Annotated in this window: 22 protein-coding genes; 14 read left to right on the plus strand and 8 right to left on the minus strand. The window is 55.6% G+C overall.

Annotation, left to right across the window (positions count from 1 at the left end):
- Positions 1–117 precede the first annotated feature (117 nt).
- The 7 genes from EGH21_RS19905 (at position 118) to EGH21_RS19935 (ending at position 7,339) form a co-directional block, all read left to right on the plus strand.
- A complete protein-coding gene (locus EGH21_RS19905) occupies positions 118–882 on the plus strand; it encodes an IclR family transcriptional regulator (RefSeq protein WP_220620157.1) in 765 nt (254 codons plus the stop codon).
- Between the two features lie 83 nt (positions 883–965).
- Positions 966–2,417: a 2,5-dioxovalerate dehydrogenase gene (xacF, locus tag EGH21_RS19910; RefSeq protein ID WP_220620158.1), complete on the plus strand. Its 1,452-nt coding sequence runs from the start codon at positions 966–968 to the stop codon at positions 2,415–2,417.
- A 134-nt stretch (positions 2,418–2,551) separates the two neighbouring features.
- A complete protein-coding gene (locus EGH21_RS19915; protein WP_220620159.1) occupies positions 2,552–3,490 on the plus strand; it encodes a dihydrodipicolinate synthase family protein in 939 nt (312 codons plus the stop codon).
- A gap of 60 nt (positions 3,491–3,550) precedes the next feature.
- Positions 3,551–4,609 (plus strand): mannonate dehydratase, encoded by a 1,059-nt coding sequence (locus EGH21_RS19920; RefSeq protein WP_220620160.1) that lies wholly within the window; start codon positions 3,551–3,553, stop codon positions 4,607–4,609.
- A 102-nt stretch (positions 4,610–4,711) separates the two neighbouring features.
- The gene (locus EGH21_RS19925) at positions 4,712–5,575 is read left to right on the plus strand and encodes an NAD-dependent epimerase/dehydratase family protein (RefSeq protein ID WP_220620161.1); all 864 of its coding nucleotides are present in this window, start codon (positions 4,712–4,714) and stop codon (positions 5,573–5,575) included.
- A 48-nt stretch (positions 5,576–5,623) separates the two neighbouring features.
- Positions 5,624–6,670 (plus strand): lactonase family protein, encoded by a 1,047-nt coding sequence (locus tag EGH21_RS19930; RefSeq protein ID WP_220620162.1) that lies wholly within the window; start codon positions 5,624–5,626, stop codon positions 6,668–6,670.
- A 129-nt stretch (positions 6,671–6,799) separates the two neighbouring features.
- Positions 6,800–7,339, plus strand: coding sequence for a universal stress protein (locus tag EGH21_RS19935; protein ID WP_220620163.1), 540 nt, complete (start codon positions 6,800–6,802; stop codon positions 7,337–7,339).
- 455 nt (positions 7,340–7,794) lie between these two features.
- Here EGH21_RS19935 and EGH21_RS19940 read toward each other — a convergent pair whose 3' ends face one another.
- The 6 genes from EGH21_RS19940 to EGH21_RS19965 all read right to left on the minus strand — a co-directional run bounded on the left by EGH21_RS19940 (position 7,795) and on the right by EGH21_RS19965 (position 14,417).
- Positions 7,795–8,445: a trimeric intracellular cation channel family protein gene (locus tag EGH21_RS19940; RefSeq protein ID WP_220620164.1), complete on the minus strand. Its 651-nt coding sequence runs from the start codon at positions 8,443–8,445 to the stop codon at positions 7,795–7,797.
- A gap of 99 nt (positions 8,446–8,544) precedes the next feature.
- Positions 8,545–9,339, minus strand: a complete 795-nt coding sequence (folP, locus tag EGH21_RS19945) for a dihydropteroate synthase (protein ID WP_220620165.1) — start codon at positions 9,337–9,339, stop codon at positions 8,545–8,547.
- 88 nt (positions 9,340–9,427) lie between these two features.
- On the minus strand, positions 9,428–10,420 hold the full coding sequence (trpD, locus tag EGH21_RS19950) for an anthranilate phosphoribosyltransferase (RefSeq protein ID WP_220620201.1): 993 nt from the start codon (positions 10,418–10,420) through the stop codon (positions 9,428–9,430).
- Positions 10,421–10,828: 408 nt separating this feature from the next.
- Positions 10,829–11,665, minus strand: a complete 837-nt coding sequence (gene panB, locus EGH21_RS19955) for a 3-methyl-2-oxobutanoate hydroxymethyltransferase (RefSeq protein ID WP_220620166.1) — start codon at positions 11,663–11,665, stop codon at positions 10,829–10,831.
- A 1,058-nt stretch (positions 11,666–12,723) separates the two neighbouring features.
- Positions 12,724–13,536, minus strand: coding sequence for an enoyl-CoA hydratase/isomerase family protein (locus EGH21_RS19960; RefSeq protein ID WP_220620167.1), 813 nt, complete (start codon positions 13,534–13,536; stop codon positions 12,724–12,726).
- Positions 13,533–14,417, minus strand: a complete 885-nt coding sequence (locus tag EGH21_RS19965; protein WP_220620202.1) for a 3-hydroxyacyl-CoA dehydrogenase family protein — start codon at positions 14,415–14,417, stop codon at positions 13,533–13,535. Before EGH21_RS19965 ends, EGH21_RS19960 begins: the two co-directional genes overlap by 4 nt.
- A 133-nt stretch (positions 14,418–14,550) precedes the next feature.
- Here EGH21_RS19965 and EGH21_RS19970 point away from each other — a divergent pair, with 133 nt between their 5' ends.
- From EGH21_RS19970 to EGH21_RS20000, 7 genes are all read left to right on the plus strand, one after another.
- Positions 14,551–15,057 carry a gamma carbonic anhydrase family protein gene (locus EGH21_RS19970; RefSeq protein ID WP_328765728.1) on the plus strand — a complete coding sequence of 169 codons (507 nt, stop codon included), beginning with the start codon at positions 14,551–14,553 and terminating at the stop codon, positions 15,055–15,057.
- A 52-nt stretch (positions 15,058–15,109) separates the two neighbouring features.
- Positions 15,110–15,313: a CpXC domain-containing protein gene (locus EGH21_RS19975; protein WP_220620169.1), complete on the plus strand. Its 204-nt coding sequence runs from the start codon at positions 15,110–15,112 to the stop codon at positions 15,311–15,313.
- Between the two features lie 178 nt (positions 15,314–15,491).
- Entirely contained in the window at positions 15,492–16,388 is an 897-nt protein-coding gene (locus EGH21_RS19980; protein ID WP_220620170.1) for an amidohydrolase family protein, read from the plus strand.
- The gene (locus EGH21_RS19985; RefSeq protein WP_236035706.1) at positions 16,385–17,344 is read left to right on the plus strand and encodes an MBL fold metallo-hydrolase; all 960 of its coding nucleotides are present in this window, start codon (positions 16,385–16,387) and stop codon (positions 17,342–17,344) included. The genes EGH21_RS19980 and EGH21_RS19985 overlap by 4 nt, the downstream gene beginning before the upstream one ends.
- 82 nt (positions 17,345–17,426) lie before the next feature.
- Positions 17,427–17,921: a hypothetical protein gene (locus EGH21_RS19990; RefSeq protein ID WP_220620172.1), complete on the plus strand. Its 495-nt coding sequence runs from the start codon at positions 17,427–17,429 to the stop codon at positions 17,919–17,921.
- Positions 17,918–19,444, plus strand: coding sequence for a UbiD family decarboxylase (locus EGH21_RS19995; RefSeq protein ID WP_220620173.1), 1,527 nt, complete (start codon positions 17,918–17,920; stop codon positions 19,442–19,444). The genes EGH21_RS19990 and EGH21_RS19995 overlap by 4 nt, the downstream gene beginning before the upstream one ends.
- Positions 19,444–20,835, plus strand: coding sequence for a UbiD family decarboxylase (locus EGH21_RS20000; protein WP_220620174.1), 1,392 nt, complete (start codon positions 19,444–19,446; stop codon positions 20,833–20,835). Before EGH21_RS19995 ends, EGH21_RS20000 begins: the two co-directional genes overlap by 1 nt.
- 1 nt (position 20,836) lies before the next feature.
- On the opposite strand, the gene EGH21_RS20005 is transcribed toward EGH21_RS20000, so the two are convergent.
- Positions 20,837–22,255 carry a zinc ribbon domain-containing protein gene (locus EGH21_RS20005; protein WP_220620175.1) on the minus strand — a complete coding sequence of 473 codons (1,419 nt, stop codon included), beginning with the start codon at positions 22,253–22,255 and terminating at the stop codon, positions 20,837–20,839.
- The gene (locus EGH21_RS20010) at positions 22,252–23,427 is read right to left on the minus strand and encodes a thiolase domain-containing protein (RefSeq protein ID WP_220620176.1); all 1,176 of its coding nucleotides are present in this window, start codon (positions 23,425–23,427) and stop codon (positions 22,252–22,254) included. Before EGH21_RS20010 ends, EGH21_RS20005 begins: the two co-directional genes overlap by 4 nt.
- Position 23,428 lies beyond the last annotated feature (1 nt).

Genomic DNA, 23,428 nt, shown 5'->3' on the forward strand with positions numbered 1-23,428 from the left:
CGAATGTAATTCGAATTGAAATATCTATTCTTCGTTTTCTGGCCCTTAGATGGTCTGAAACACAGGATTCGATAGAAGAGAACAAGGTATAAGTGGCGTCGCTTTGTTGTATGAACTATGCCCACGAACACGCCGCGAAAGATAGAGGCGGTCCGCAAGACCTGCCGAATTATCGATATTCTCCAGACGCGTGGCGAGGCAGGTATCACGGAAATATCCGAAGAGATGGATTTTTCGAAGAGTGCAGTACACGGCCATCTCGCTACCCTCGCAGACGAGGGGCTCGTTGTGAAAGACGGACATTCGTATTATCTTAGTCTGCAGTTCGTCGACATCGCCGAATCAATCAAGGAGCGGATCGCGAAGCGAGAGATCGTCAGAGAGCAAGTTCGTACGCTCGCAGAAGAAACCGGTGAAGTCGTTCACTTTGGTGCAGAGGAGAACGGGCAGGTAGTCTATCTCTCGAAATCCAAGGGTGATTCAGCAGTCGAGACCGCCTCGAAAGTCGGTAAACGGATGCCAATGCACTCGACATCGCTGGGCAAAGCAATACTGGCCGAACTACCAAGCGAAGACGCAGAACGAATCATCGACCAACACGAACTGACCGCACGGACAGAACACACGCTTACTGATCCTGACGAGCTGCTGGCGGAACTGGGCGAGACACGTGAGCGCGGATATTCCATCGACGACGAGGAAAACATCCCAGGGGTCCGCTGTATTGGGATGGCTGTCTCAGATCCGGAGGCAGGTGTCTTCGGCGCACTCAGCATCTCGGCACCATCCCAGCGGATGACAGAAGATAGAATCGAAAACGAACTCTCTGAGAAGATCGCGCAGGCCGCCAACGTCATCGAAGTCAACTCCATGTACTCGTAATCCCACGCCTCAGATTGATCTACGGCGCGAAGTGGACCATCTCATCAAAACATTTGTAAGCGGGTATCGGGTATCTACCTCTGATGTCGGAGAGCTACAAGAATTATGTACGCGGTGAGTGGGTCACCGCCGAGTCCGGAGAGTTGTTCAAGGTTATCGATCCAGCACAGTCCGACGAAGTCGTCGGAATGTATCAACAGTCCAGTGAAGCGGATGCTAACGGGGCGATAGAGGTCGCAGCTGCTGCACAGGACACGTGGGCGGCAACACCCGGACCGGAGCGGGGAGCGGTGCTGAAGCAGGCGGGCGACACGCTCGCGGACCGGAAAGAGGAAGCCATCGAGACGCTGGTTCGCGAAGAAGGGAAAGCACGGTCCGAAGCAGCGGGCGAAGTGCAGCGAGCTATCGATATCTTCGCGTACTACGGTCAGAAGGCGAGGGACCTCGGGGGGAAACACAAGGCGTCTAGCAGTCGCAGCACGGACCTCTACACGAAAGTCGAACCGCTGGGGACCGTCGGACTCATTACGCCATGGAATTACCCAATCGCGATTCCGGCCTGGAAACTTGCCCCAGCACTCGCGGCAGGCAACTCTGTCGTCATCAAGCCCGCAACCGCTGCACCTGGCCCGACGCGAATACTCTTCGAGTGCCTCGATTCGGCTGGTCTGCCAGACGGCGTCGCAAATATGGTCACAGGCTCTGGGAGCCAAGTCGGAACACCACTCGTCGAACACGACGACATCGATGGCGTGTCCTTCACTGGAAGTACGTCCGTCGGAACGCACATCGCAGAGAGTGCCGCTGCGGAACGCAAGCGGGTTCAATGTGAGATGGGAGGAAAGAACCCGACTGTCGTGATGCCGAGTGCGGATCTCGACGAGGCTGCAGAAATAGTCGCGAATGGAGCTTTCGGCACGACGGGCCAATCCTGTACTGCCGCGTCACGGGCCATCGTTCACGAGGACGTCTACGAGTCGTTCGTTGAGAAAGTCGTCGAATACGCCGACTCAGTGGATATCGGTGCCGGTCTGGACGACCCAGATATGGGCCCACACGTTTCGAAGAGTGAGCTCGCCTCCACGCTGGAGTATGTCGATATCGGACGTGAGGAGGGTGCCACTCTCGAAACCGGCGGGACCCGATTGAACGAGAACGACTTCGAAGACGGATTCTACGTCGCTCCGACCGTATTCTCCGACGTGAGCAACGACATGCGCATCGCACAGGAGGAGATATTTGGCCCGGTGCTATCCGTCATCGAAGCTGGTGATTTCGACGACGCGATAGAGTTAGCGAACGACACCGACTACGGACTCGCCGCGAGCATCGTGACCGATCGACTCTCTGAGGCCGACGCGTTCGTCGACCGTATTGAATCCGGTGTCGCTAAAGTGAACGAGAAGACGACTGGGCTGGAGCTACACGTTCCCTTCGGCGGCTACAAAGACTCTTCGACGAATACCTACCGCGAACAAGGAGACGCTGGCCTCGATTTCTTCACCTCGACAAAGACCGTCTATCGAAATTACTGAATCCTATCATCAGTGGACAGAGCAGACCGCGTGGTGAATCGCTTCCTCAACTGTTCACGTACGTCGCCGTCGTTAGCTAATTGGAATGGGATTTATGGACAGTTATTTATACTAGCAGTTACTGGGTCTACACAATGACACTCGGTATAGAGGAGGTCAAAGACCGTCTTAGAGGTGTGGCGGTCGGTCTCTTGACCCCCTTCGACGACCAAGGTGAGATAGAGTACTGGAAGATTGAAAAAAACGCACAGGCACATTATAAACGCGGAATTCGCACGTATCTCGCGGCTGCGAACATCAGCGAGTACCACTCCTTGTCTCAGGAAGAGCGTGTTGAGGTGACCGAAACGAGCGTGAAAGGGCTCCCATCCAACGCGTGTGTACTCGCTGGCGTCGGTGGGAGCACGTCGGCAGCCCGTGATTTGATTCAGGCCTACGACCGCATCGGCGTCGACGCGATGATGATAATGCCGCCAGACCACACGTACCTGCACGAACGTGGGTTGCTCGACTACTATCACAAATTAGCCGACGTGACCGAAACGCCGCTGGTCCCGTACGTCCGTGGCTTCGACCCATCTGTCGAGTATCTCGCGGAGCTTTCTCGAATCGACGGTGTCGCTGGCATCAAGTATGCTCTCGAAGATCCGATAAAACTCGGTGCGGCGACGAGCAAGGGTGCTGACGACGTCGTGTGGGTCAACGGCTTAGCAGAGCCCTACGCAGTCTCCTACTGGGCCGAGGGTGCAGAAGGCTTCTCCGCTGGTGTAAGCAATTTCCGGCCAGAGGTCGGTCTCGCCCTGTTCGAAGCACTCTCGAACGGGGACTGGGAACGCGCTCGAAACCTCCGGGATATCTGTCTGCCCTATCAGAACTTCCGCGACCGAACCGGCCAAAACAACTCGATTGCAGGCGCTATCAGTGTCCCGGCTGTAAAGAAGGGCCTCGAACTCGCCGGGATGCACGGTGGGAGTGTGCGAGAGCCGATCCAGCCCCTGTCATCGGTAGAAGCACAAGAAGCGACGGAGATCTACAACAAATTGGACGACGATATCGCACGGCTGATTGAGTGAGTTATCGTAGAACAAAGAGCTAAGACAGAGACCTACGTAAGTTAGCACATGACACAAAACATGACAAGCGACACAGAATCGCTCCCGTTGCGGAGTGGACTCAGGACACGGACGCTCTCGGACGAACGACTTCGCTTCTGCCGGCAGATCGGCGTCGAAGACATCTTTCTAGACCACCGGGATCCGCGTGGCGACGTTTTTGAAGACGAGGGTAGCAACGACAGCGAAACGATCACGATTGACGAAGGCGTCGTCCCGTCCGTTTCCGAGTTAGTACAGGCGCGCCGGCGCGCAGAAGATGCGGGCCTGCGGCTGATGGGCATCCAGTCGCTGAGTTACAACGTCTACGGAAAGATCATGCTCGGCAAGGATGGACAGGAAGCGCAACTGGAAACCATCAAGAATCTCATCCGGAACGTGGGACAGGCCGATATTCCGATACTGGGCTATCAGTGGAATCCGCGGGGCGTCGTGCCGATGCGCACATCACAGACGGTCCGTCTGCGTGGCGATGCGCGAGGGAGAGGCTTCGACATCGAGGACATCTCCGACCCGTACGAACGAGCCCCAGGTGTGGAGCGTGAGTACGAGGAAGCGGAACTCTGGGACAACTACGAACGATTCCTCGAAGAGGTCCTGCCCGTTGCCGAAGAGGCAGGCGTCGAGATGGCACTTCACCCCGCCGACCCACCCACGGTCGAACAACTCGGCGGTATCCCCCGCCTGTTTCGTAGCTTTGAGGCGTTCCAGCGCGCGATGGATCTTGTGCCGAGCGAGAATCACGGACTTAAGCTCTGCCTTGGATGCTTCTCTGAGATGCCGGACACGGACATCACTGATGTGATAGAGTACTTCGGCTCTAACGACGATATCGTCTTCGTCCACTTCCGAGATGTCATCGGCACCTGGCCGAGTTTCACGGAGACGTTCGTCGACGACGAGCAGAGTAACTTCGATGCACTAGACGCTGTCGAAGCGCTACAAGAGGTCGGGTTCGATGGCGTGATGGTTCCGGACCACGTCCCAGAAATCGTTGACGACACTGAGTGGGGCCACCGCTCCCGAGCCCATGCAATCGCGTATCTCAACGGTCTGCTCGCGTGTTCTCGGCGGGAGTAACAGCCGCTGACCGGCGGTATCCGAACTAACCAGTTTAATAGTGAAGACACGTTGTGGGAACATATCGCAAGTTTATTTGATTGCTTAACCGAGGTATGTTCTATGAACGTGCTGGTCACCGGCGCATACGGTCGGTGTGGAACCGCCATAATCGACAATCTGCACCAGAGCTCGGACTACGAGTTAACGTATCTGAACCGCTCTGACCGGCCTGACGATCACCGATACGGTTCGTTCGATACGCACGTCGCCGACGTATCCGACTACAATGCGATTCGTCCCGCCTTCGACGGGCAGGACGCCGTCGTTCATCTTGCAGCCTATCCCTACACTGACGGCGACTGGTCAGATGTTTTCGAACCGAACATCCTCGGGATGTACAACGTCTTAGAGGCTGCACGGGACGCGGAAGTTGAGTCCTTTGTGTTCGGATCTACGAACCACGTGCAAGGGCTGTACGAAGCCGAACTAGCACCCGATATCTACCGGCGGGAACACCCGCTATTACTCGACCACACGGACCCCGTCCGGCCGGATTCGTTCTACGGTGCGACGAAATCGTTCGGCGAAGATATCGGCCGGTATTACGCGGAAGCAATGGATTGGCCGCGACGGTTCTATGCCCTGCGTATCTGTACTGTTCAGTCGGCCGCATACGACAATCCATACGGCCCTGCAGAGAGACGCGTCGAAGAAGGCGAAATCACTCGGGGCGACGCAGCGTATCAACAATCAGTGAAGCGAACGAAAGCCACGTGGCACTCCCGTCGTGACTTCGCTCACCTGATCGACTGTTGTCTGCAGGACTCTGACGTGACTTACGGGATATTCAACGGCGTCAGCGCTAATGACCGCCGCTGGTTCTCCATCCAGAACGCTCGCGAACGACTCGGATATCAGCCCCAGGACAATGGCGAAACTTGGAACGAACCCCCCACGACCGAGCAGCGCGACACGGAGTCGTAACACGTCGAAACCAGAAAAGCTGAATACGACGGTACGATATCAAAGGGTGTGACACAAAAATTTCCCATAGCAGTTATTGGGACGTATAGCCCTGCAAACAGTGCGGGAGTCCACACGGTCGCAGTCAATCCGGATACCGGTGCGTTGGACCAACTCGACTCCGTCGTCGCTGGCCCGGACCCTACGTTCGTCGCATCACATCCGCACGACGATTACATCTACGCCGCAGTTCGAGCTGAACCAGAAGGTGTCATCAAGGCCTTCCAGGTTGACAACGACACCGGCGAGCTATCGCTCGTAAACAGCGTCGAGAGTGGGGCACTCAGCCCTTGTCACTGTAGTGTCGATGCGACAGGAGAGTACCTGTTTGTTGCTCATTACACAGGTGGGGCTGTGTCGATGCTCCCGCTCAAAGCCGATGGTGGAGTGGCTGCGCCGACTGCAGTTATAGAACATAGCGGCTCCAGTACCGATCCTAACAGGCAGACAAGTCCACATCCGCACTCGGTCAATCCCGGGCCGGATAACGACTACCTCTATGTTCCGGATCTCGGAACTGATCAAGTCGTAATTTACGATATTCGGCCTGAAGAGGACAATATCGCATTGTATCAGACGGTGGATATCGAACCTGGGTCCGGTCCACGCCACCTCTCTTTCAGTCCCGACGACGAGTATGTATACCTCATCAACGAACTTGATTCGACGGTTACCGTCTTCCAGCGAACCCTCGACGGTGAGTTGACGAAGGAGTCGAAGGTATCCACTCTCCCATCCGATTTCGATGAAAAAAACAAGACTGCGGAGATCCAAGTTCATCCCTCCGGCCGATACGTGTTCGCCTCGAACCGGGGTCGAGACACTATCGTCACATTCGCTGTTGATGGTGACGAACTACATCGCATTGAGGAGGCACCGACCGGTGGCGAGTGGCCCCGGCATTTCAACGTTTGTCCGACGGGAGAGACTCTCTTTGTAGAAAATCGGGATACCGACGAGGTAATCGCCTTCGATATCGACATCGAGACAGGTGGTCTCACTCAAACCGAACAACGATTGAACGTCACAGAACCGGTTTGTCTTCAGTGGATTTGACGTTTCAACCGCATCCGTGCTGGTGTCGCTCTGTGTCTCATCCGTCAGCAGCCGGACAGCGACCCGCGGAGATATCGCGGTATTATCCGGTATGACGCCGCTTTTATTGCTAAAGCCGGTAATTTCTATGTGGCGATAGATACAATCCTGCTTGCTCTCGGCGATAACGACGAACAGCGTGTGGAAGAACTCACTCGAGTCGCTCTCGAAATGGCTAGGCCCACTGACGCGACTATCGTAATCGGCCACGTCTTCGAGAGTGACAAAGAACCGGGTTTACTTGACGGGGTATCTGCACTCAGTGGTACTGCACCCTATCTCCTCACCGAACAGGAGTACGACCAGGTATTGGATGAGGGAGAGCTCAACGAAATCGATGACGAGTCCGCCGACGACATCGCGGCTAAGCATGCGACCGTTCAGAGCGCTGTGCAGTTGCTGAGTGAGGAAGCGCAATCATACACTGTTCGAGGCGTAGTCGGCAAACCAGGGAACGCACTCGTCGCGCTTTCCAAAGAGATCAATGCTGACCAGATCGTAGTCGGCGGCAGACGACGGTCACCGACTGACAAGGCCGTATTCGGAAGTGTTGCTCAAAATGTGATACTCAGTGCACCCTGTCCGGTTACTTTTGTCCATGGAGAGGAGGAAAATGAGACACCAGGGTGAAAATACAATTAGACTGCAATCTGTACAGCACACTCGTCAGAGTTGCACAAGCTACGACAAGTCCTTTTCAGACTACTGATCCTCTAGTGTCTGCAACTCGTTGCTGGCCACAAATCGATCAAGTTAAGTAGCGAAACCCCAACCGAACAAATGGCTGAACTACACGGACTGAACCTGTGACGTCGGAGAGTTCCAGTGTTCAGATTGGATCGGAGTCTGAAAACAGGTTGTTGCTGCAATAGGTCCGTGGTTTGGCCGGCATCTATTGCCCCCGTGGTTGCTTGTACCAGGTCTTCTCCGAGACCTCCACACCCCCTTGCACTAATTTTTAAATTCATCACTCAACAAGTAATGAATCGATAATTGTAACTTACTCAAAGGCATCATTTAAATATTCTCGGATAATGTAACCAAAATTTATTTACTGAGATTTGAATTGTACATTCGATACCAACTCATTGTTTAACTAGACCTTGTAGTGTAGGAAGTTTCCAATCATAACTGACCGCCGCTAATCGCGTTGTGATAGTAACAAGCGCGCATGTTCCAGCAGCACTGGTCCCAGAGGCCCCCATAGCCTCGGCTACAAAGAATCCAGTTCCACCCAGCACTGCACAACTCGCATAGAAGTCATCGAACAGGATGAACGGAGATCGATCCAGAAGGATATCGGCAAACGCACCGCCACCTACGGCATTGATCGTTGCAACAGCGATAACACCAAACACCGAGACACTTGCTTCGGTGGCCACAATAGCACCGGTTGTAGTAAAAGCCGCGAGCCCGATAGCGTCCGCAACAACAGTGATTGGATGAGTATCTGGAGATGTTAGGACGATACTCAGTACAATCGCCAATCCAACTCCAAAGAGTCCCAGACTGATTTCAACAGGTGACTGAAGTGCTAGTGGAATCCGTGACACGAAGATATCGCGCGTCGCTCCACCAGCAAAGGCCATTGTCAAACCAACGATAGTAATTCCGAGTAAGTCGAACCCCTCACGGATCGCTTTCGAGGATCCAACGAGGGCGAATGCGATTAAACCAATCGTGTTCATCACTGCGAACGGATCGCCAAACAATGCTGTGAGGAGATTCTGACCCATTACTTATTGCTAATAGAACGAATCTATTGAGTGCTTCGAGATTACTTTTCACTTCTAAATACCGGCGGTGGACCGAGTCATCGTTACGCGGCCATCATCCTAGTTACTCGTCCGATGCTCCCACATTGCTTCCGCTGTGCGGAGCGCATATACTGTTTCTTCGACGTCGTGGACCCGAACAATGTCTGCTCCGTTTTCCGCTGCGACGAGGTTGGCAGCGAGACTCGGCGCTAATCGATTGTTCGGCGGGAGGTCCATGAGTTCGGTTGTAAACGATTTGCGTGATGCACCGATGAGGACTGGGAATCCGAGCTCAGCAATTTCGTCAGTGCGAGCGATAAGTTCTATATCCTCACCGTCTCCAGTTGCGAAACCGATCCCTGGGTCAAGGATGAGTTGGTCTGAAGAAACCCCGTCGGCCATAGCACGCTCAACATTGTTATCTAGCCGTTCACAGACCTGGGTAACTATATCATCAGTGTCCGAGGAATACTCGGGATTGACTGGAAGATTAACTGCGTCCATGAGCACTACACTGCACTCTCGTACAGCGACCAACGACCGCATTTCAGGATCGTCAAGCCCGTTTTGATCATTGATGACGTCGGCACCGGCATCTAATGCTGCATCCGCAACGTCTGGTTTGTACGTGTCGACAGAAATCAACGCATCAATCTCAGGATTCTCAGTGATCTGTTCAATGACAGGAACAACTCGTTTTAGTTCTTCTTGAGTTGAAACAGGTTCGGCGCCCGGTCGGGTACTTTCTCCACCGACGTCGATTATGTCTGCACCCGCCTCATCAATCTCCTGAGCACGTGTAACGGCGTCCTCAACCGTCGTGTAACAGCCTCCATCAGAAAACGAATCAGGGGTAACGTTCAGAATACCCATCACTTGCGTATAATTCGCTCGTTCTAGTTTCTGTATCATGTTTATTTAGTGTTGTCAGTATATTATTTTTGATTCTCTCTATTAGATATTATTCACGTAAATCACGGAGTTTGGCGGCAGCAGCTCCCGAATCGATTGCGGCACGGGCACGAGCAACGCCTTGCTGTATCGTTTCTGTGACACCAGCAGTATATATTGTAGCGCCTGCGTTTGCAAGGATGATATTTCGCTTCGGGCCAGTAACTGAACCTGTAAGTATTCCCCGGAGATCAGCTGCATTCTCTTCAGGCGTTCCACCTGCAACCGATTCAATGGCATGGGTTTCCAGCCCTAGGTCTTCAGGAGTGATTGTATATTCCTCAACAGAATCGTCGGTAATTTCAGCGACAATCGTTTCGTCATGGACTGCAACTTCATCAAGTCCCGACCCATGCACCACAAGCGCTCGCTCAACCTCTAGCTGGGCAAGCGCTTCAGCCATAATCGGCACTAAATCTGGATTGTATACACCGACCACTTGTGCGTCAGCACCGGCAGGATTGGTCAGTGGCCCAAGTATATTGAAGATCGTCCGAATTCCAATTTCTTTGCGTGGATCAATGACGGCATCCATAGCCGGGTTAAAAACCGGTGCAAGCATGAACCCGATTCCGTCGGACTCGATTGCAGCTTCAACCTCCTGTGGTTCAGCCTCAATATTTACACCTACAGCGTCCAGTACGTCGGCGCTTCCTGATGAAGAAGAAACCGAATAGTTGCCGTGCTTGGCTACTACCGCACCTGCTCCCGCTGCGGCTATTGCGCTGGTCGTAGAGACGTTGATCGTATTATAATCGTCACCACCAGTACCACAGATATCGACTAGCGGGGAGCAATCCGGATTGATTGTCCGCATTGTATCTCGCATCCCCTGTGCGAAGCCCGCGATCTCGGTCTTAGTCTCCCCCTTTTTGCGGAGTGCAGCGAGCAGTGCGCCAATCTGAGCCTGAGTTGCCTCTCCGAAAATCAATTGTGCGGTTTCACGCGCCTCTTCGATATCCAAATTCCTGCCGCTGGTTACGTGTTCTATGTAGTGTGTTATATCGCTCATAGATGGACTCTTTTGTACATTAGAACCCAAATATACACACTAACTTAACACTATGGATTCAGGGATTATGACTTGCTCAGCGTTGGAATGTGGTGAAAATACTGTCTGAGAGAGGCAGATATAATCGTACATATAGATGTCACTTATTCCATCTGTGCCATTCATTTCAACTATTCAGCGACTGTTAGCTGATGCCACGCTCACACTATTGAAGAAGACAACTGGAATAGGATGAATAGTCAATCATTCTCGTCAAAGTCAGATCCAGGGTGACAACTCTCTAAGCTCCCGGAAAATTAGTTAACGGATCCGACCATGTACTTGAGATTCAGGAGAAGTCACTCTGGGACGTCATGGCTTAATCAGAAACTCAGTAATTGTGCGAATCCCCGTCGACAATTACTTTGTTTCCTCATCAACGGCGTCAAATACGTTCTCTTGGGATGGAAACTCACCTTCTCGCACGTCGTCTACATAAGATTCCACTGCCTCTTGGATGATGGAATTGAGATCGGTGTACTGTTTCGAAAATCGGTACGATTCTTCATTTAGACCCAATACGTCGGTGAGGACCAAAACTTGCCCGTCAACGTACCGACCTGCCCCAATGCCGATCGTGGGAATATTGACTGCCTCGGTGACCAGTTTTCCCGTCTCTTCTGTGACGGCTTCAAGGATGATGGAAAACGCTCCGGCCTCTTCCAGTTGTTCCGCCGTCTCAACCAGCGCCTCAACCGTAGCCGAACTGCCATCACCCCGCCCTTGTACGTACCCGCCTCCAATTTGATTCATCCGCTGGGGGGTCAACCCAATATGGCCGACGACTGGCATTCCAAGTTCAGTTAACCGAGACACGATCTCGACGGTCGTTTCTCCGTATGGAGCAGTCTCTAATTTCACAGCATCGGCCCCTGCCTCCTTCATGAATCGGCCGGCATTCTCGACTGACTTTTTAAGCGACATGCCGTACGACAAGAACGGCATATCGCCGATTACCATTGCATCCTCTACCGCCCGGTCAACGGCTGCAGTATTCGACAGTGCTTCGTCGAGAGTCACCTGAAGCGTGTCATCGTACCCCAAGTGATTATCACCAGCACTATCGCCGACCAGGATCATATCTACGCCACCTGTATCTATTTGACGGGCTAGCGGAGCATCATATGCAGTCAACATCGTGAGCGAATCTCCATCTTCATACTTTTTAGTGAGATCCGGAATTGATACGCGACCCATACTGGAACCGTTTCACAGCGCTATGATATATCATTCGTTATAGCCTCCGTTGTACTGCCCGGATTAACAGCTTCAGGGCTTGAGCCCAGAGCGTTTGACATGTGACGCATTCCATGATATCCACTGTATCTCTTTGAGTACAGCCACCTCATCCTATTTGTATTCATCTTTTGTTGTATAAGTGGTTTTTTACCACATTTCATGTTAGCCTGACATCAAATTTAAATTTTCATCCTATATTATAGCGATATATTTTTATTTTTGCCCTATATTTTGTTTTGGTATCTTTAATATGAGCAACTATCGAGAACTGTGTACTATCTAACTATGTATCGCTCAAGCGAATACTGCATGTTGGAATACGTCTTTAATAACTGGACTCGCCATTCAGCCACCACTCCACCATTCGGATCCCTGATTAACAGAATGCAGACGCCCAAGAGAATCGGCAAAGCAAAATCTCCTACGCAGATAGGTCAGTTGATATTGAAGGGATCAGGCGCATATAGTAGCCAGAATACAGCTGTAGATGATCTCATCCGGTCCGAAACTCGTGTATAAAACACTTGAAGATGTGTGTGGGCTCACACAAAACTCACGAGAGAAGCATCTCTTATTGGTAGGACATTATACTCTACGCTAAGAGAATTATAAAAGAGCGAAATAATCACCGTACGGACTAGGTTCGGAGATGTCTGCCGAAGTGTACATTCAATCCTGAAGAGGACTACGCTCGCAGAGGTGAAAACACGGCAGGAACAACATTAGCGTGGGACAGAGAGGCACTAATACGCGGGCTACAACATCGGGGCTCTCTAACCGTTACGCTGACTGAGTAGGTGACGTTGTCAGAGGCTGAGGATCAACCATGTCATGGATGCCGTTACTGTTCCTGCCATTTAGGTGGGCATACGCATACAATATAAAGATGACGGTACATCATGGTCATTTAGGTTATCCTGCTCAGTTCGTACCAGTGAGAGATTGATCAACAGATCATAAATAGGGCTGTCGCGGGTCCCATCCAATATCTCACCGCCTTGTCCCCACTATACTGATTAACGACCTTTCCATTCAGGTTCTCGATCCTCAAAGAACGCGTCGATACCCTCCTTTTTGTCTTCGGTGGCGAACAGCTGTGCGAACAGTTCCGCCTCGTAGTCGATGCCGTCGTTCAGGTCCATCTGTGACGCCGCGCGAACGCTCTCCTTGGCGTATTGGAGTGCAATAGGGCTCTTTTCCGCGATAGAGTCCGTTATCGATGCGACGGCGTCGTCAAGACCGTCTGGATCGGTCACTTCGTCGACGAGCCCGATGTTATAGGCTTCATCAGCGTCGATAAGGTCGCCGGTGAGGATCAGTTTCATTGCCTGCCCCTCGCCGATCAGCCGTGGAAGCCGCTGTGTCCCACCACCACCCGGAATGATTCCGAGGTTAATCTCTGGTTGTCCAAGCTTGCTTCCTCGCTGGACGATACGAATATCACATGCAGTCGCGAGTTCGAGTCCGCCACCCAGCGCGTGCCCGTTGATGCGAGCGACGACTGGCGTTTGTAGTTCTGCGACGGTTTCGTAGATTCGAGGTCGTTCGCTCGCTCGGCGCTGTTCGAGCATATTGCGCTCACGAAGTTCACTCACGTCCGCGCCAGCGACGAAGGCGTTACATTCCGCCGAACCGGTGATAATCGCAACGCGAGCATCAGCATCCTCAACGGCCTGCAAAACGTCGGTCAACTCCGCTCGGACGGTGCCATTCAGGGCATTCCGTGCATCTGGCCGGTCGATAGTTACCGTGACTGTACCCGCACCATCTCGGTCAACATCGAGTGTCTCGTAGTCCGCGTCCAAGACTGCCATCGGGTCGTCAGTCATCGGTTACCCCATTCGCCGCTCATAGCGACTGGTTCGCCGTCCTCCCAGATGTAGAAGCCCTCACCGGACTTCTGTCCGTTCTTGCCCGCACGAACCTTCCGCTTCAGCAGTTGTGGGGGTTTGAACCGCTCACCTAGTTCCTCACGGAGGTACTCGAGAATGTCCAGGCGAACGTCTAGCCCCACGACATCCGTGAGTTCGAGTGGCCCCATTGGATGGTTGTACCCTAGTTCCATCGCGTTGTCGATGTCTTCCGGCGACGCGACGCCTTCCTCGACCATCCGGATAGCTTCGACGCCGAGTGCGACGCCGAGACGGGAAGACGCGAATCCCGGAGTGTCACGCACGACGACCGGTGTCTTATCGATACTGTCGACGTAGTCCACAGCAAACTCTCGCGTCCGGTCGGTCGTCCGTTCCGCGACGATAATTTCGACGAGAGACATGATGTGGACGGGGTTGAAGAAGTGCAAACCGACGAATCGACCAGGCCTGTCAAGGGTACTCGCGAGTTCGGTTACCGAGAGCGACGAGGTGTTGGTTGCAAGAACAACCTCCTCGTCGACCGCTGCCTCGGCCTCAGAGAGGACATTCTTTTTCAGGTCGACTTTTTCGGGAACGGCTTCAACGACTAAGTCGGACCCGTCGACAGCGGTCTCTAAGTCGGTCTCACCGGAGATGCGACCGAGCGTTTCTGATTTTTCGTTTTCGGTGACCTTCCCGCGTTCGATGCCACCGTCAAGGTTTGATTCGATGGCGTCGATGCCGTCAGCGACGAGATCTTCGTCAAGATCTCGAAGGGTAACATCGTGACCAGCCATTGCACTGACCTGTGTGATACCATGACCCATGGTTCCTGCGCCTAGTACAGTTATCCGCATACGTACGAACGCTACAGGGAAAGGTATAAGTGTTAATATTACAACCGCAGCTTCGGCAGTCCAGGGGGTGTCGGTCTTCCTATGTGTGTGCAGTGGCGGAAAAGACATGTGCCTGGCCGGTCAGAGAATTCCTGTGCAAGAGTCAATATACGGTGCGGCACCGATAGTGGCGGACTCAGCGTTCGTCTCGAAGATGGCGTATCTTATCGGCGATGTCGCCGTCGGGGAACAGAGCAGTGTTTGGCCGTTCGTTTGTCTCCGCGGGGACGAGAGCGATATGCCAGCCACGGTCGGTGACGAGTGCAACGTTCAGGAGTTCACGATGCTCCACGGTGCGACCCTCGAAGATGAGGTGTCGGTGGGACACAACGTTGTCATCGACTACGCCACTGTCAAGGAGCACTCCCTCATCGGCATGAACAGCGCGGTGTTGCGTGGTGCGACGGTAGAGTCGAACTGTCTCGTCGCTGCAGGCAGTCTCGTGCGACAAGACCAGACGATACCCGAAGGTCACTTAGCCTATGGCGTCCCGGCGGAAACGCGCCCACTGAGCGATACGCAGCGTGAGGAAATTTCGATGGTCCACGAACATTACGTAGAACTCGGACAGGACTACAAGCAGACTGGCCGGTTCGAGTGACGAAGAGATGATATCCACTTATGTCGCTGGAACGTCACTGCTTGGGTGAGACATGAGGTACGACGTGCTAACGTGTCCAGCATGCGGTGACCCCCTTGAAGACGACGACGGAGAGATACCGGAAAGTATCCAGGATGGTCGTCTACGCGTTGCAGTCGACTGTCCGACTTGTGATATGCCGTTGCGAGTCGATTTCGACGATCTCGATCCGAGAACTGGTGATGTCGCCGTCTCCATCGAGACACGCGAGGAGTGAGCCGGGATGCTGACGCGACGATTCGAGTAGTGTCGTCACGGTTCCGTCATGTGGCGATTTCTGTTTTTCTGTGGCCTGTATAGGTCTAAACGCGCCCCTCGTTCCGAGCCCTCACAGAAGAACGACAGCGGTTGAATATACCAGCAATTATAAGATGATATCGACTGTCATGAGATACATGGCCGATAGCCCAGCGAATACCGATGATACCGGACGGATTATCGATGCACACGTCCACATGAATCCATTCTGGCGACTGGACGACGATGCCCGTGCATTGCTTCGCGAACACGGACACGGGTTCGACAAGAAGCTGGAATTAGCGCGTAATCCGGAACAGTTCGTCAAGTACCTCGACGAACAGGGCGTGGAGAAAGCGGCCATCATTAATTACGTGTCGCCAATTTTGGGCTACACGCACGACGTGAACGACTGGGCCGCAGACTTCCGTGATACAGCGCCAGACCGTATCCTCGCCTTCGGGGGGTTCGACCCAAACGAGACTGCCGACGCCGAGGCGGAACTCGATCACGCCCTTGATGACCTCGACCTAGACGGCATCAAGATACATCCTCCACACCAAAACGTGCAGGCGAACGATTACCTCTCTGACCCCGGGTATCGTGACTCCGGCGGACTCCGTCGCCTCTACGAACGCTGTGCGGAAGCTGACGTTCCGGTCATGGTACACACAGGGACGAGCATCTTCCCTGGCGCTCGCTCTCGGCTCTCGGACCCGATGCCGTTGGACGACGTCGCAGTCGATTTCCCCGACCTCGACATCATCATGGCCCACGGTGGACGGCCAATGTACACAGACGAAGCGTGGTTCCTGCTGCGTCGACACGAGAACATCTACTTTGATATCTCATCGATTCCCCCGTCAAACCTGCTGAATCACTTCCCACGGCTGGAAGAAGTCGTAGAACAGGTGCTGTTCGGCACCGACTGGCCGGGTCCGATGGTCCCCGGTATCAAAGAGAACGCCGAGGCGGTTCGGTCGCTCCCACTCTCACCAGAGGCACTAGACCGAATTCTGTACGGGACTTCGGCAGAGCTATTCAACATCGAATGAGCCCGTTCCGTATCGCACACAGCCACGGTAGTCCGGAAGGCGAGAACAGCACGTACGTCTTCCCAGAACGAGGAGTGGTCGTCGATCCTGGCCCACCGGGTGAGAAACCTTGGGAGACACTCCGCACCGGACTCGAAGGCCACGGACTCGGAGTGGCCGATGTGGAGGAGATCGTACTCACACACTGGCACTCTGACCACGCTGGACTCGGCCCACGGCTGGCAGCTGCCGCGGATGCCAATATTCACATGCACGAGCGAGACGCACCGTTGATCCGGGACTACGGAGCTGAACGCCAGCGCCGGGTCGAACGAGACGCCGAAACACTCCGTTCATGGGGAGCTTCAGACGCGGTTGTTTCAGACGTTCGCGCAACCGATTCTCCGTCTCCGATGCCTGAAACCGTGCCAGTAATTGGCCACACAGACAGTGCTAGCGTTGCCGGTCTCGAACTCAGGCACACGCCCGGTCACACCTGTGGACATATAGCGGTCCATGCCGAGGGGACGCTCTACGTCGGTGACGCGGTCTTGCCGATGTACACGCCAAACGTTGGTGGTAGTGATACCCGAACTGCCGCAGGGAATCCGCTTGAGACGTATCTACGGACGCTCAACCGGATTGCCAGGTGGGATGTCTCGCAAACGGCAAGGCCGGGACACGGCCCAACCGTTTCGCTTGACGACCGCATCGAAGTCATCCGAAAGCACCACCGAGAGCGCGTGGCCGACGTCGTCAACGCGACACCAAACGACGGGGCCACACCGTGGGCGGTCGCACGGACGCTCTTCGGCGAGATGTCCGGCATCCACGCGAAGATGGGGGCTGGTGAAGCAGCCGCGCATCTCACCCACGCCGCACAACTAGGTTTAGTTGAGCGAGTCGACGAAGACCCACTCACGTATCGACCGACGGAACGATCAGTCGAGGACGTTTCACGGTTGCTGGCCGAGTAATCCGGACGGCGACCATAGATATATATACGACCGCTGTATACACCGTCGTAGGTCCCGAAAACACACTCGAGAGTGTTTCATCATGACTAGATACAGTACTGCGGAAGAGAATCTCCCAGACGACCCAGAGGGCGAAGTGCGTATTCAGCTGACAGATACAGACACAAAGGAAATATTCGTGACGCGGGCAAGGGTGGCAGAGTCCGAAAGCGAACTTGATGACCCAGAGCCACTGACGGTTGTCCGTGGCCCTCACGAGAACATCAAAGAGGAGTGGTACATCGATATTCTGGAAACAAATCCGGAACTCGGCGAGATCGACGAGGAGATTCTCCACGACTGCATCGAGTACAGCCGTACCGAATCGAACGTGATCAACGCACGATCCGAAGACGCCCGTGCGATGCTTCAGTATCTCGTAACAGTCGGGGAGTTTGATTCCGTATCCGACGCGGTCCGTACAATAGTCAACTCATATATGCAGGACGCGTACCCCGAACTGCTCGATGCCTATCTTGACGTCAAAGCAGAACGCATCCGGGACGAGATTTCTAGTTCGTTCGGTGACAACAGATGAGTGCAGATGAGAGCGACGCGACCGACAGTTTCCGTGGCTACCTAGAGCGCTTAGAGAAACGCGGCGCATGCAACCGAATCGACCATCAAATATCGTGGAATCTCGAAACTGGTGCGGTGACGATGCGTGCCAACGAGCGTGACTCGGCCATTCCAGTTTTCGAAGACGTGAGCGACGAGTCTGAGGCCCGACTCGTGGGAGACCCGTATCGTGGGTCCCGCCAACAGCCCTGGGGGCGTGTCGCGACTGGTCTGGGTCTAAGCGACGACCTAACGACCGACGGCTTCTACGAGGAGATCATCGACCGCTTGCGTTCGCCGGTAGCACCAACCGTTGTCGAGGACGATGCCGCACCGTGTAAACAGGTGGTTCACAGCGGCGAAGACGTGGACCTTCTCTCGTTCCCATGGCCGTTCCTCCACGTCGGCGACGGCGGTCGTTACTCGAATCTGCACACGCTCATCGCGGACGACCGAGACACGGAGTGGACGGACTGGTCATCGCATCGGACGATGTTCCACGACAACACTCGCGCGAGCGTCCTGTTGCTTGCAGGGGAGCAGACGCCGAACATCTACTACTACAAGTACGAACGGCATGACGAACCAATGCCGGTCGCTCTAGCCATCGGGGCAGAACCGGCAGTCGAGTGCGTCTCTATGATGTGGATCCCGACCGGCCGAAACGAAGCCGATTTCGCGGGCGGTTTGAAACGCGCGCCTGTCGAACTCGTCCCGTGCGAGACGAACGACCTACTCGTCCCCGCAACTGCAGAGATAGTCCTCGAAGGCCGTATCCTTCCCAACAGTCGACTCGACGAGGGGCCGTACGGGGACTACTTCGGTTACATGCACGGCCCTCGCCGGTCGATGCCAGTGCTCGAGATAGATGCGATCACTCACCGAGATCAACCGTACATTCCCTTCACCGTGGAATGGTCAGAGGTCGGGTACGCCCACAATACGACATCCTCAATGGAAGTCGCGTGTGTCGGTCCCGACGCGACACTGGGTCTCCGTGCGGCCGGGTTCGACGTGGAGAAACTGGCACCGTGGCCCTTCACACCACGGACAGTCTACGTCATCTCCACGGATACGACCCGACCGTCGTACCTCCACGAACTCGCCAACTTCATTTTCACGACATGGGGTATGCTTCACGTGGATTTCTTCGTCTTCGTCGATTCGGATGTGGACCCGTTCGACCAGTGCACAGTGCTCGAAGCGATGGCGCTGTACGCCGACCCAGATGAAGACTTCCACCAATTCGGTACGGAGACGATGCCAAAAGTCCCACTCAACATCTACCAGACGCCTGAAGAGAAAGGAGACGTACAGATGGGGACATCGAAGGCGAAGACGGCCAAGACGTACATCGATGCGACACGTCCCGAAGGTGTTGAGCATATAAATCGCTCCGAATCCGAAAACCGTCGGGAGCGTGCGCGCGAGATACTCGACGATGCGGGACTGTCTGCCGAAATCTTCGAGAAACCGAGCGTCTCACGGGAGGGAGAGAACTGATGGCGGACGGACGCTCGTTCCGTGAGGGGGTCGATATATTAAACGAGAGCGACGATCTTCTGGACGTCGAAAACCACGTCCCGGACGAAGATATCGCCGCAGTGGCGGCTGAGGCAGTACGCTCAAACGGACCGGCGGTGCGATTTTCAGAGACTAGCGGTGTCGTGACCCCAGTCTCTGGAGCGTTCGCAGGACCAGAGCAGGCGACACAGTATCGAGAAAAACCGTGGACACGCCTCGCACTTGCACTCGGCCTCGGAACAGACACGCCGTACCAGCGCGTCGTCGAACGCGTTGCCGGGCCACTGGCAGCGACGACAGAGCCTGAGGAGACTGAGCTACTCGCCGAATCGTCGGATGCAGACTGTTACTCGCTGGGTCTGCCACCACTCAACCCTGGTGAGCCACCCGCGTTCACGCTCGGTGTACTCGCTATCAAGGACGGCGACGAGACACAGTGGCTCCCAGTGCGTGGGACGGTCCGCGGCACGAATCGTCTCCGCGCAGTTATCCCGACGAACAGTGCCATTCAGCCTGGCGCAGCAGTCTCGCTCTGTCTCGGCGTCCCAGCGGCGGCATTGACCAACACCATACTCCACTGGCTCGATAGGACACAAACGGGGAGTATCCGTCCCAGTACGCGTTCTGACGCCGTATCAATCGCGAAGCACGAAGGGGTGACAGTACCAGCAACCTCCGAAGTACTCGTGACTGGACGCGTCGCTGATTTCGAAGTGGGAGCGTCTTCTTCCGACATAAAGACGGCGTGGGAACTGGCAATGGATACGGACGTCGTCGACATCAGCGTCGATGTGGTGGCGCACCGTGACTCACCGCGGGTGCCGTTCGTCCCGCTCGGAACACCACTCACTGACGACATCCAACTAGTCGGCATCGTCGAATCCGCACGCCTGAACTATCGGGTGAACAACTATTGGGGTATCGCACCTGCCGAGTGGATCCGCCTCCCTGGTGAGATGGGGCTGGGGATGTGCGTCGTCGCCTCCGAGATACTGTACGCCGGGTTCGAGTGGCAATTATCCAATACCCTGTTCTCATTCTCTAACCTATTCGACAAGATACTCATCCTCGACGAGGACACTTCGGCTGCTGATCTCTCGCGCCCGCTCGACGATATCTGGGTGAAAGCACATCCATCACAGGACTGGGTGTTCAGCGAACCGAGTGCACCCGCTGCGACTGCGCCGAAGTACCGTACTGACGGTACACCTGGGTCGCGGCTGTTCATCAACGCCACGTGGGACCCACGCTGGGACGAAGAGTACATCGCGCCGCGAGTGACTTACGAGACGTCTTACCCCGAAGAAGTCCGCCAGACCGTCTCGGAGATGTGGGACGATCTCGGTTTCGATTCGTCAAACAGCAGTTGAATCACTCGGGGACGAACTTCAGTCCGTATCGAGTGACACCTTCGACGCTGTAGATTCTGCGGACTCGTCCGACGACTCGGTCACCGACGGAGACCTCGTCAGGTTCGCAGTCTGTCAACTGGACGGGGAACCGGGCCGTCCCGTCGCCGGCGGTAACCTCGACGATAGCCACGGCGAACGGTCCGTCACGACGCTGGAGTTCGACGAACTCCGGCGGTGCGCCACCCTGCCCGATGACGGTCACAGCAACGATTTCACCGGAGCGCGGGAGTTCAATTTTGTCGAACTCCACACGTTTGTGGCAGTCGGGACAGGCACCCTCTGGCGGGAAGGCGACCGCTTCGCAGTTTGGACACTGGCCCGCTTCGAGGCGATAGCGCTGTTGAATCGTCCGTTGCCACGAAGGGAGACTGACATGAGCGCCGCCGCCGGCAACCTCGGTTTCACCGATCTGACCACGTTCGCGGAGCGCCGCCGCGTACGGGATAGAGACGCCGCCGTCGATAGCCTCGGACACAGAGGCGTCGATGGCTGTTCGGGTTTCGAACGCGAGTGCGACGGCCGTCGCGCCACTTCCGAAGAAGCCAGCGACAGTGACCGACGAAGGGTCGCTCTCGTCAAGGGCGGCGAGCAAGCCTATAGCCGTTGTCGCCGCGCCAGCATCGCCGACGTCGTTGACAAGCGTGCCGCGTTCGACCGTCTCGGCGTCGTAGGGTAACGCACGAGCGATTCGGTGCGGGATGTCAGGAGTAGGCTGATATAGACTCGCGCCATCAACGGCCTCGTGGTCGATGTCGAGTGCTTCGGCGGCAGTCGAGACTAGATCACGGATCGTCTCGCGCTCGTAGGTTGTGATGTCCAGTTCCTCGACAGTCTCGCTCCCGCGTTCGCGGAACCGAAGTCCCGGTGCGTCACGGGAGCGTGTGGCCGAGTCTGCGAGGATAACTGCACCACCCTCATCGAAGAGGAACGCGGCCGCACCAGCTCCGACGCGCTGTCCGACTTCAGCTGGGTCACCTTTCGGCGCATCAGAGACGACGGCCAGTGCGGGACCCGAAGCGGCTGCTGCCGACAAGAGTACGTTCGCACCAGCTACCGTGCTCTGCGTAGCTGCTTCCAGTTCACAGTCTGTATTGAGACCGAGTGCCGACGCGGCCCGCGGCGCGAACTCCTCCTCTTCGAGCGGTGGCGTTGTCGTTCCAATCGCGAGGTGGTTGATGTCTCTTGGGTCTATTTTGCTATCATCAAGTGCGTTACGAGCCGCCGCGATGGCCATCGTGAGCGCGTCTTCATCGGCCGCTGGCACGGCGATCTGTGAGACGGGTGCACTGGTCCCCCACGCCGCTTCGATCTCGTCGCCATTCAGTCGGGACTGCGGGAGGTAGACGCCGGTTGCGACAATACCGCGTGCGTAATTCATAGTTCACCCCCGTCAATCCGCTCAAAGACGTGGACGGTTACACCACCACCGGAGCCACCGACGTTGTGTGTCAGCCCCACCTTTGGATCGTCGACCTGGACATGGGCGTTACCCCGGAGTTGGGAGAATGCCTCGACGACCTGTCCCGTTCCAGTCGCCCCGATTGGGTGGCCTTTCGATTTGAGACCACCAGAGGTGTTCACCGGTAGTTTCCCATCAGGGTCGGTGACGCCCTCCCGGAGGAGCCGCGGAGCCTCACCCCTGTCACAGAACCCGAGGTCCTCGTAGGCGGCGAGTTCGGCGATAGCGAAGCAATCGTGTACCTCGGCGAAGTCGAGGTCGTCAGGCCGAATGCCGGCCTCGTCGTAGGCGCGTTCTGCAGCTGTCTCGGAGGCCGGGATACTCGTTAGCGAGTCGCGCTGGAACAATCCGACGCGACCGCTGGCCGCACCCGCGCCCGCGACACGAACTGGGGCGTCCGATAGCTCACGTGCGGCGTCCTCGCTCGCGACGAGAACTGCGCTCGCGCCGTCCGTCGTCGGGCAACAGTGATAGAGGTTCAATGGGGCGGCGACATCAGGAGCATTCATCGCATCCTCCAGCGAACACTCGAACCCGAGCTGTGCATGCGGGTTCTGTGCCCCGTTAGCGTGGTTCTTGACCGCGACGCGGGAGATATCCTCCTTCGTCGCTTCGTACTCGCGCATGTAGGCACTCGCCATCTGCGCGTAGACGCCAGCGAACGTAGTTCCGGAGAGACGCTCCCACTCCGTCTCGCCGCTGACGCCGAGCCACCACTTCGTGTGGTCGCCGCTCATGTCGGTCATCACCTCGTAGCCACCGGCGAGTGCGACGTCTACCATCCCCGAGCGGACTGCCATCACGGCCTGCCGGAGCGCGTAGCCGGAGGCCGCACACGCGTTCTCGACGCGTGTCGTCGGGATACCATGAAGCCCGAGGTGTTCGGTCACGGCCGGCCCGCTCAACCCCAGTTGCCGACCACCGACACCAAGGGTGCCGAGAAACGCTTCGTCGATTCGGTCGGTATCGAAGTCGCTGTCGACGCTCTCGATGGCCTCGTCGAACGCGTCGTCGAACAGCGACCGGTACGACTCCGAAGGGAACGACCCGAAGTCTGACTGTCCAGCGCCGATGATGTACGCATCGGTCATA

Source organism: Haloarcula rubra (assembly GCF_019599465.1).
Classification (GTDB): Archaea; Halobacteriota; Halobacteria; order Halobacteriales; family Haloarculaceae; genus Haloarcula; species Haloarcula rubra.

Excerpts from the sequence above, each read along its gene's own strand:
- EGH21_RS20010 (WP_220620176.1), bottom strand. The coding sequence starts at position 23,427 with ATGACCGATGCGTACATCATCGGCGCTGGACAGTCAGACTTCGGGTCG.
- EGH21_RS19980 (WP_220620170.1), top strand. The coding sequence starts at position 15,492 with ATGGCCGATAGCCCAGCGAATACCGATGATACCGGACGGATTATCGAT.
- EGH21_RS19940 (WP_220620164.1), bottom strand. The coding sequence starts at position 8,445 with ATGGGTCAGAATCTCCTCACAGCATTGTTTGGCGATCCGTTCGCAGTG.
- EGH21_RS19975 (WP_220620169.1), top strand. The coding sequence starts at position 15,110 with ATGAGGTACGACGTGCTAACGTGTCCAGCATGCGGTGACCCCCTTGAA.
- EGH21_RS20000 (WP_220620174.1), top strand. The coding sequence starts at position 19,444 with ATGGCGGACGGACGCTCGTTCCGTGAGGGGGTCGATATATTAAACGAG.
- EGH21_RS19920 (WP_220620160.1), top strand. The coding sequence starts at position 3,551 with ATGACAAGCGACACAGAATCGCTCCCGTTGCGGAGTGGACTCAGGACA.
- EGH21_RS19985 (WP_236035706.1), top strand. The coding sequence starts at position 16,385 with ATGAGCCCGTTCCGTATCGCACACAGCCACGGTAGTCCGGAAGGCGAG.
- EGH21_RS20005 (WP_220620175.1), bottom strand. The coding sequence starts at position 22,255 with ATGAATTACGCACGCGGTATTGTCGCAACCGGCGTCTACCTCCCGCAG.
- EGH21_RS19905 (WP_220620157.1), top strand. The coding sequence starts at position 118 with ATGCCCACGAACACGCCGCGAAAGATAGAGGCGGTCCGCAAGACCTGC.
- xacF (WP_220620158.1), top strand. The coding sequence starts at position 966 with ATGTCGGAGAGCTACAAGAATTATGTACGCGGTGAGTGGGTCACCGCC.
- EGH21_RS19925 (WP_220620161.1), top strand. The coding sequence starts at position 4,712 with ATGAACGTGCTGGTCACCGGCGCATACGGTCGGTGTGGAACCGCCATA.
- EGH21_RS19915 (WP_220620159.1), top strand. The coding sequence starts at position 2,552 with ATGACACTCGGTATAGAGGAGGTCAAAGACCGTCTTAGAGGTGTGGCG.
- EGH21_RS19960 (WP_220620167.1), bottom strand. The coding sequence starts at position 13,536 with ATGACTGACGACCCGATGGCAGTCTTGGACGCGGACTACGAGACACTC.
- folP (WP_220620165.1), bottom strand. The coding sequence starts at position 9,339 with ATGGGTATTCTGAACGTTACCCCTGATTCGTTTTCTGATGGAGGCTGT.
- EGH21_RS19965 (WP_220620202.1), bottom strand. The coding sequence starts at position 14,417 with ATGCGGATAACTGTACTAGGCGCAGGAACCATGGGTCATGGTATCACA.
- panB (WP_220620166.1), bottom strand. The coding sequence starts at position 11,665 with ATGGGTCGCGTATCAATTCCGGATCTCACTAAAAAGTATGAAGATGGA.
- EGH21_RS19995 (WP_220620173.1), top strand. The coding sequence starts at position 17,918 with ATGAGTGCAGATGAGAGCGACGCGACCGACAGTTTCCGTGGCTACCTA.
- EGH21_RS19990 (WP_220620172.1), top strand. The coding sequence starts at position 17,427 with ATGACTAGATACAGTACTGCGGAAGAGAATCTCCCAGACGACCCAGAG.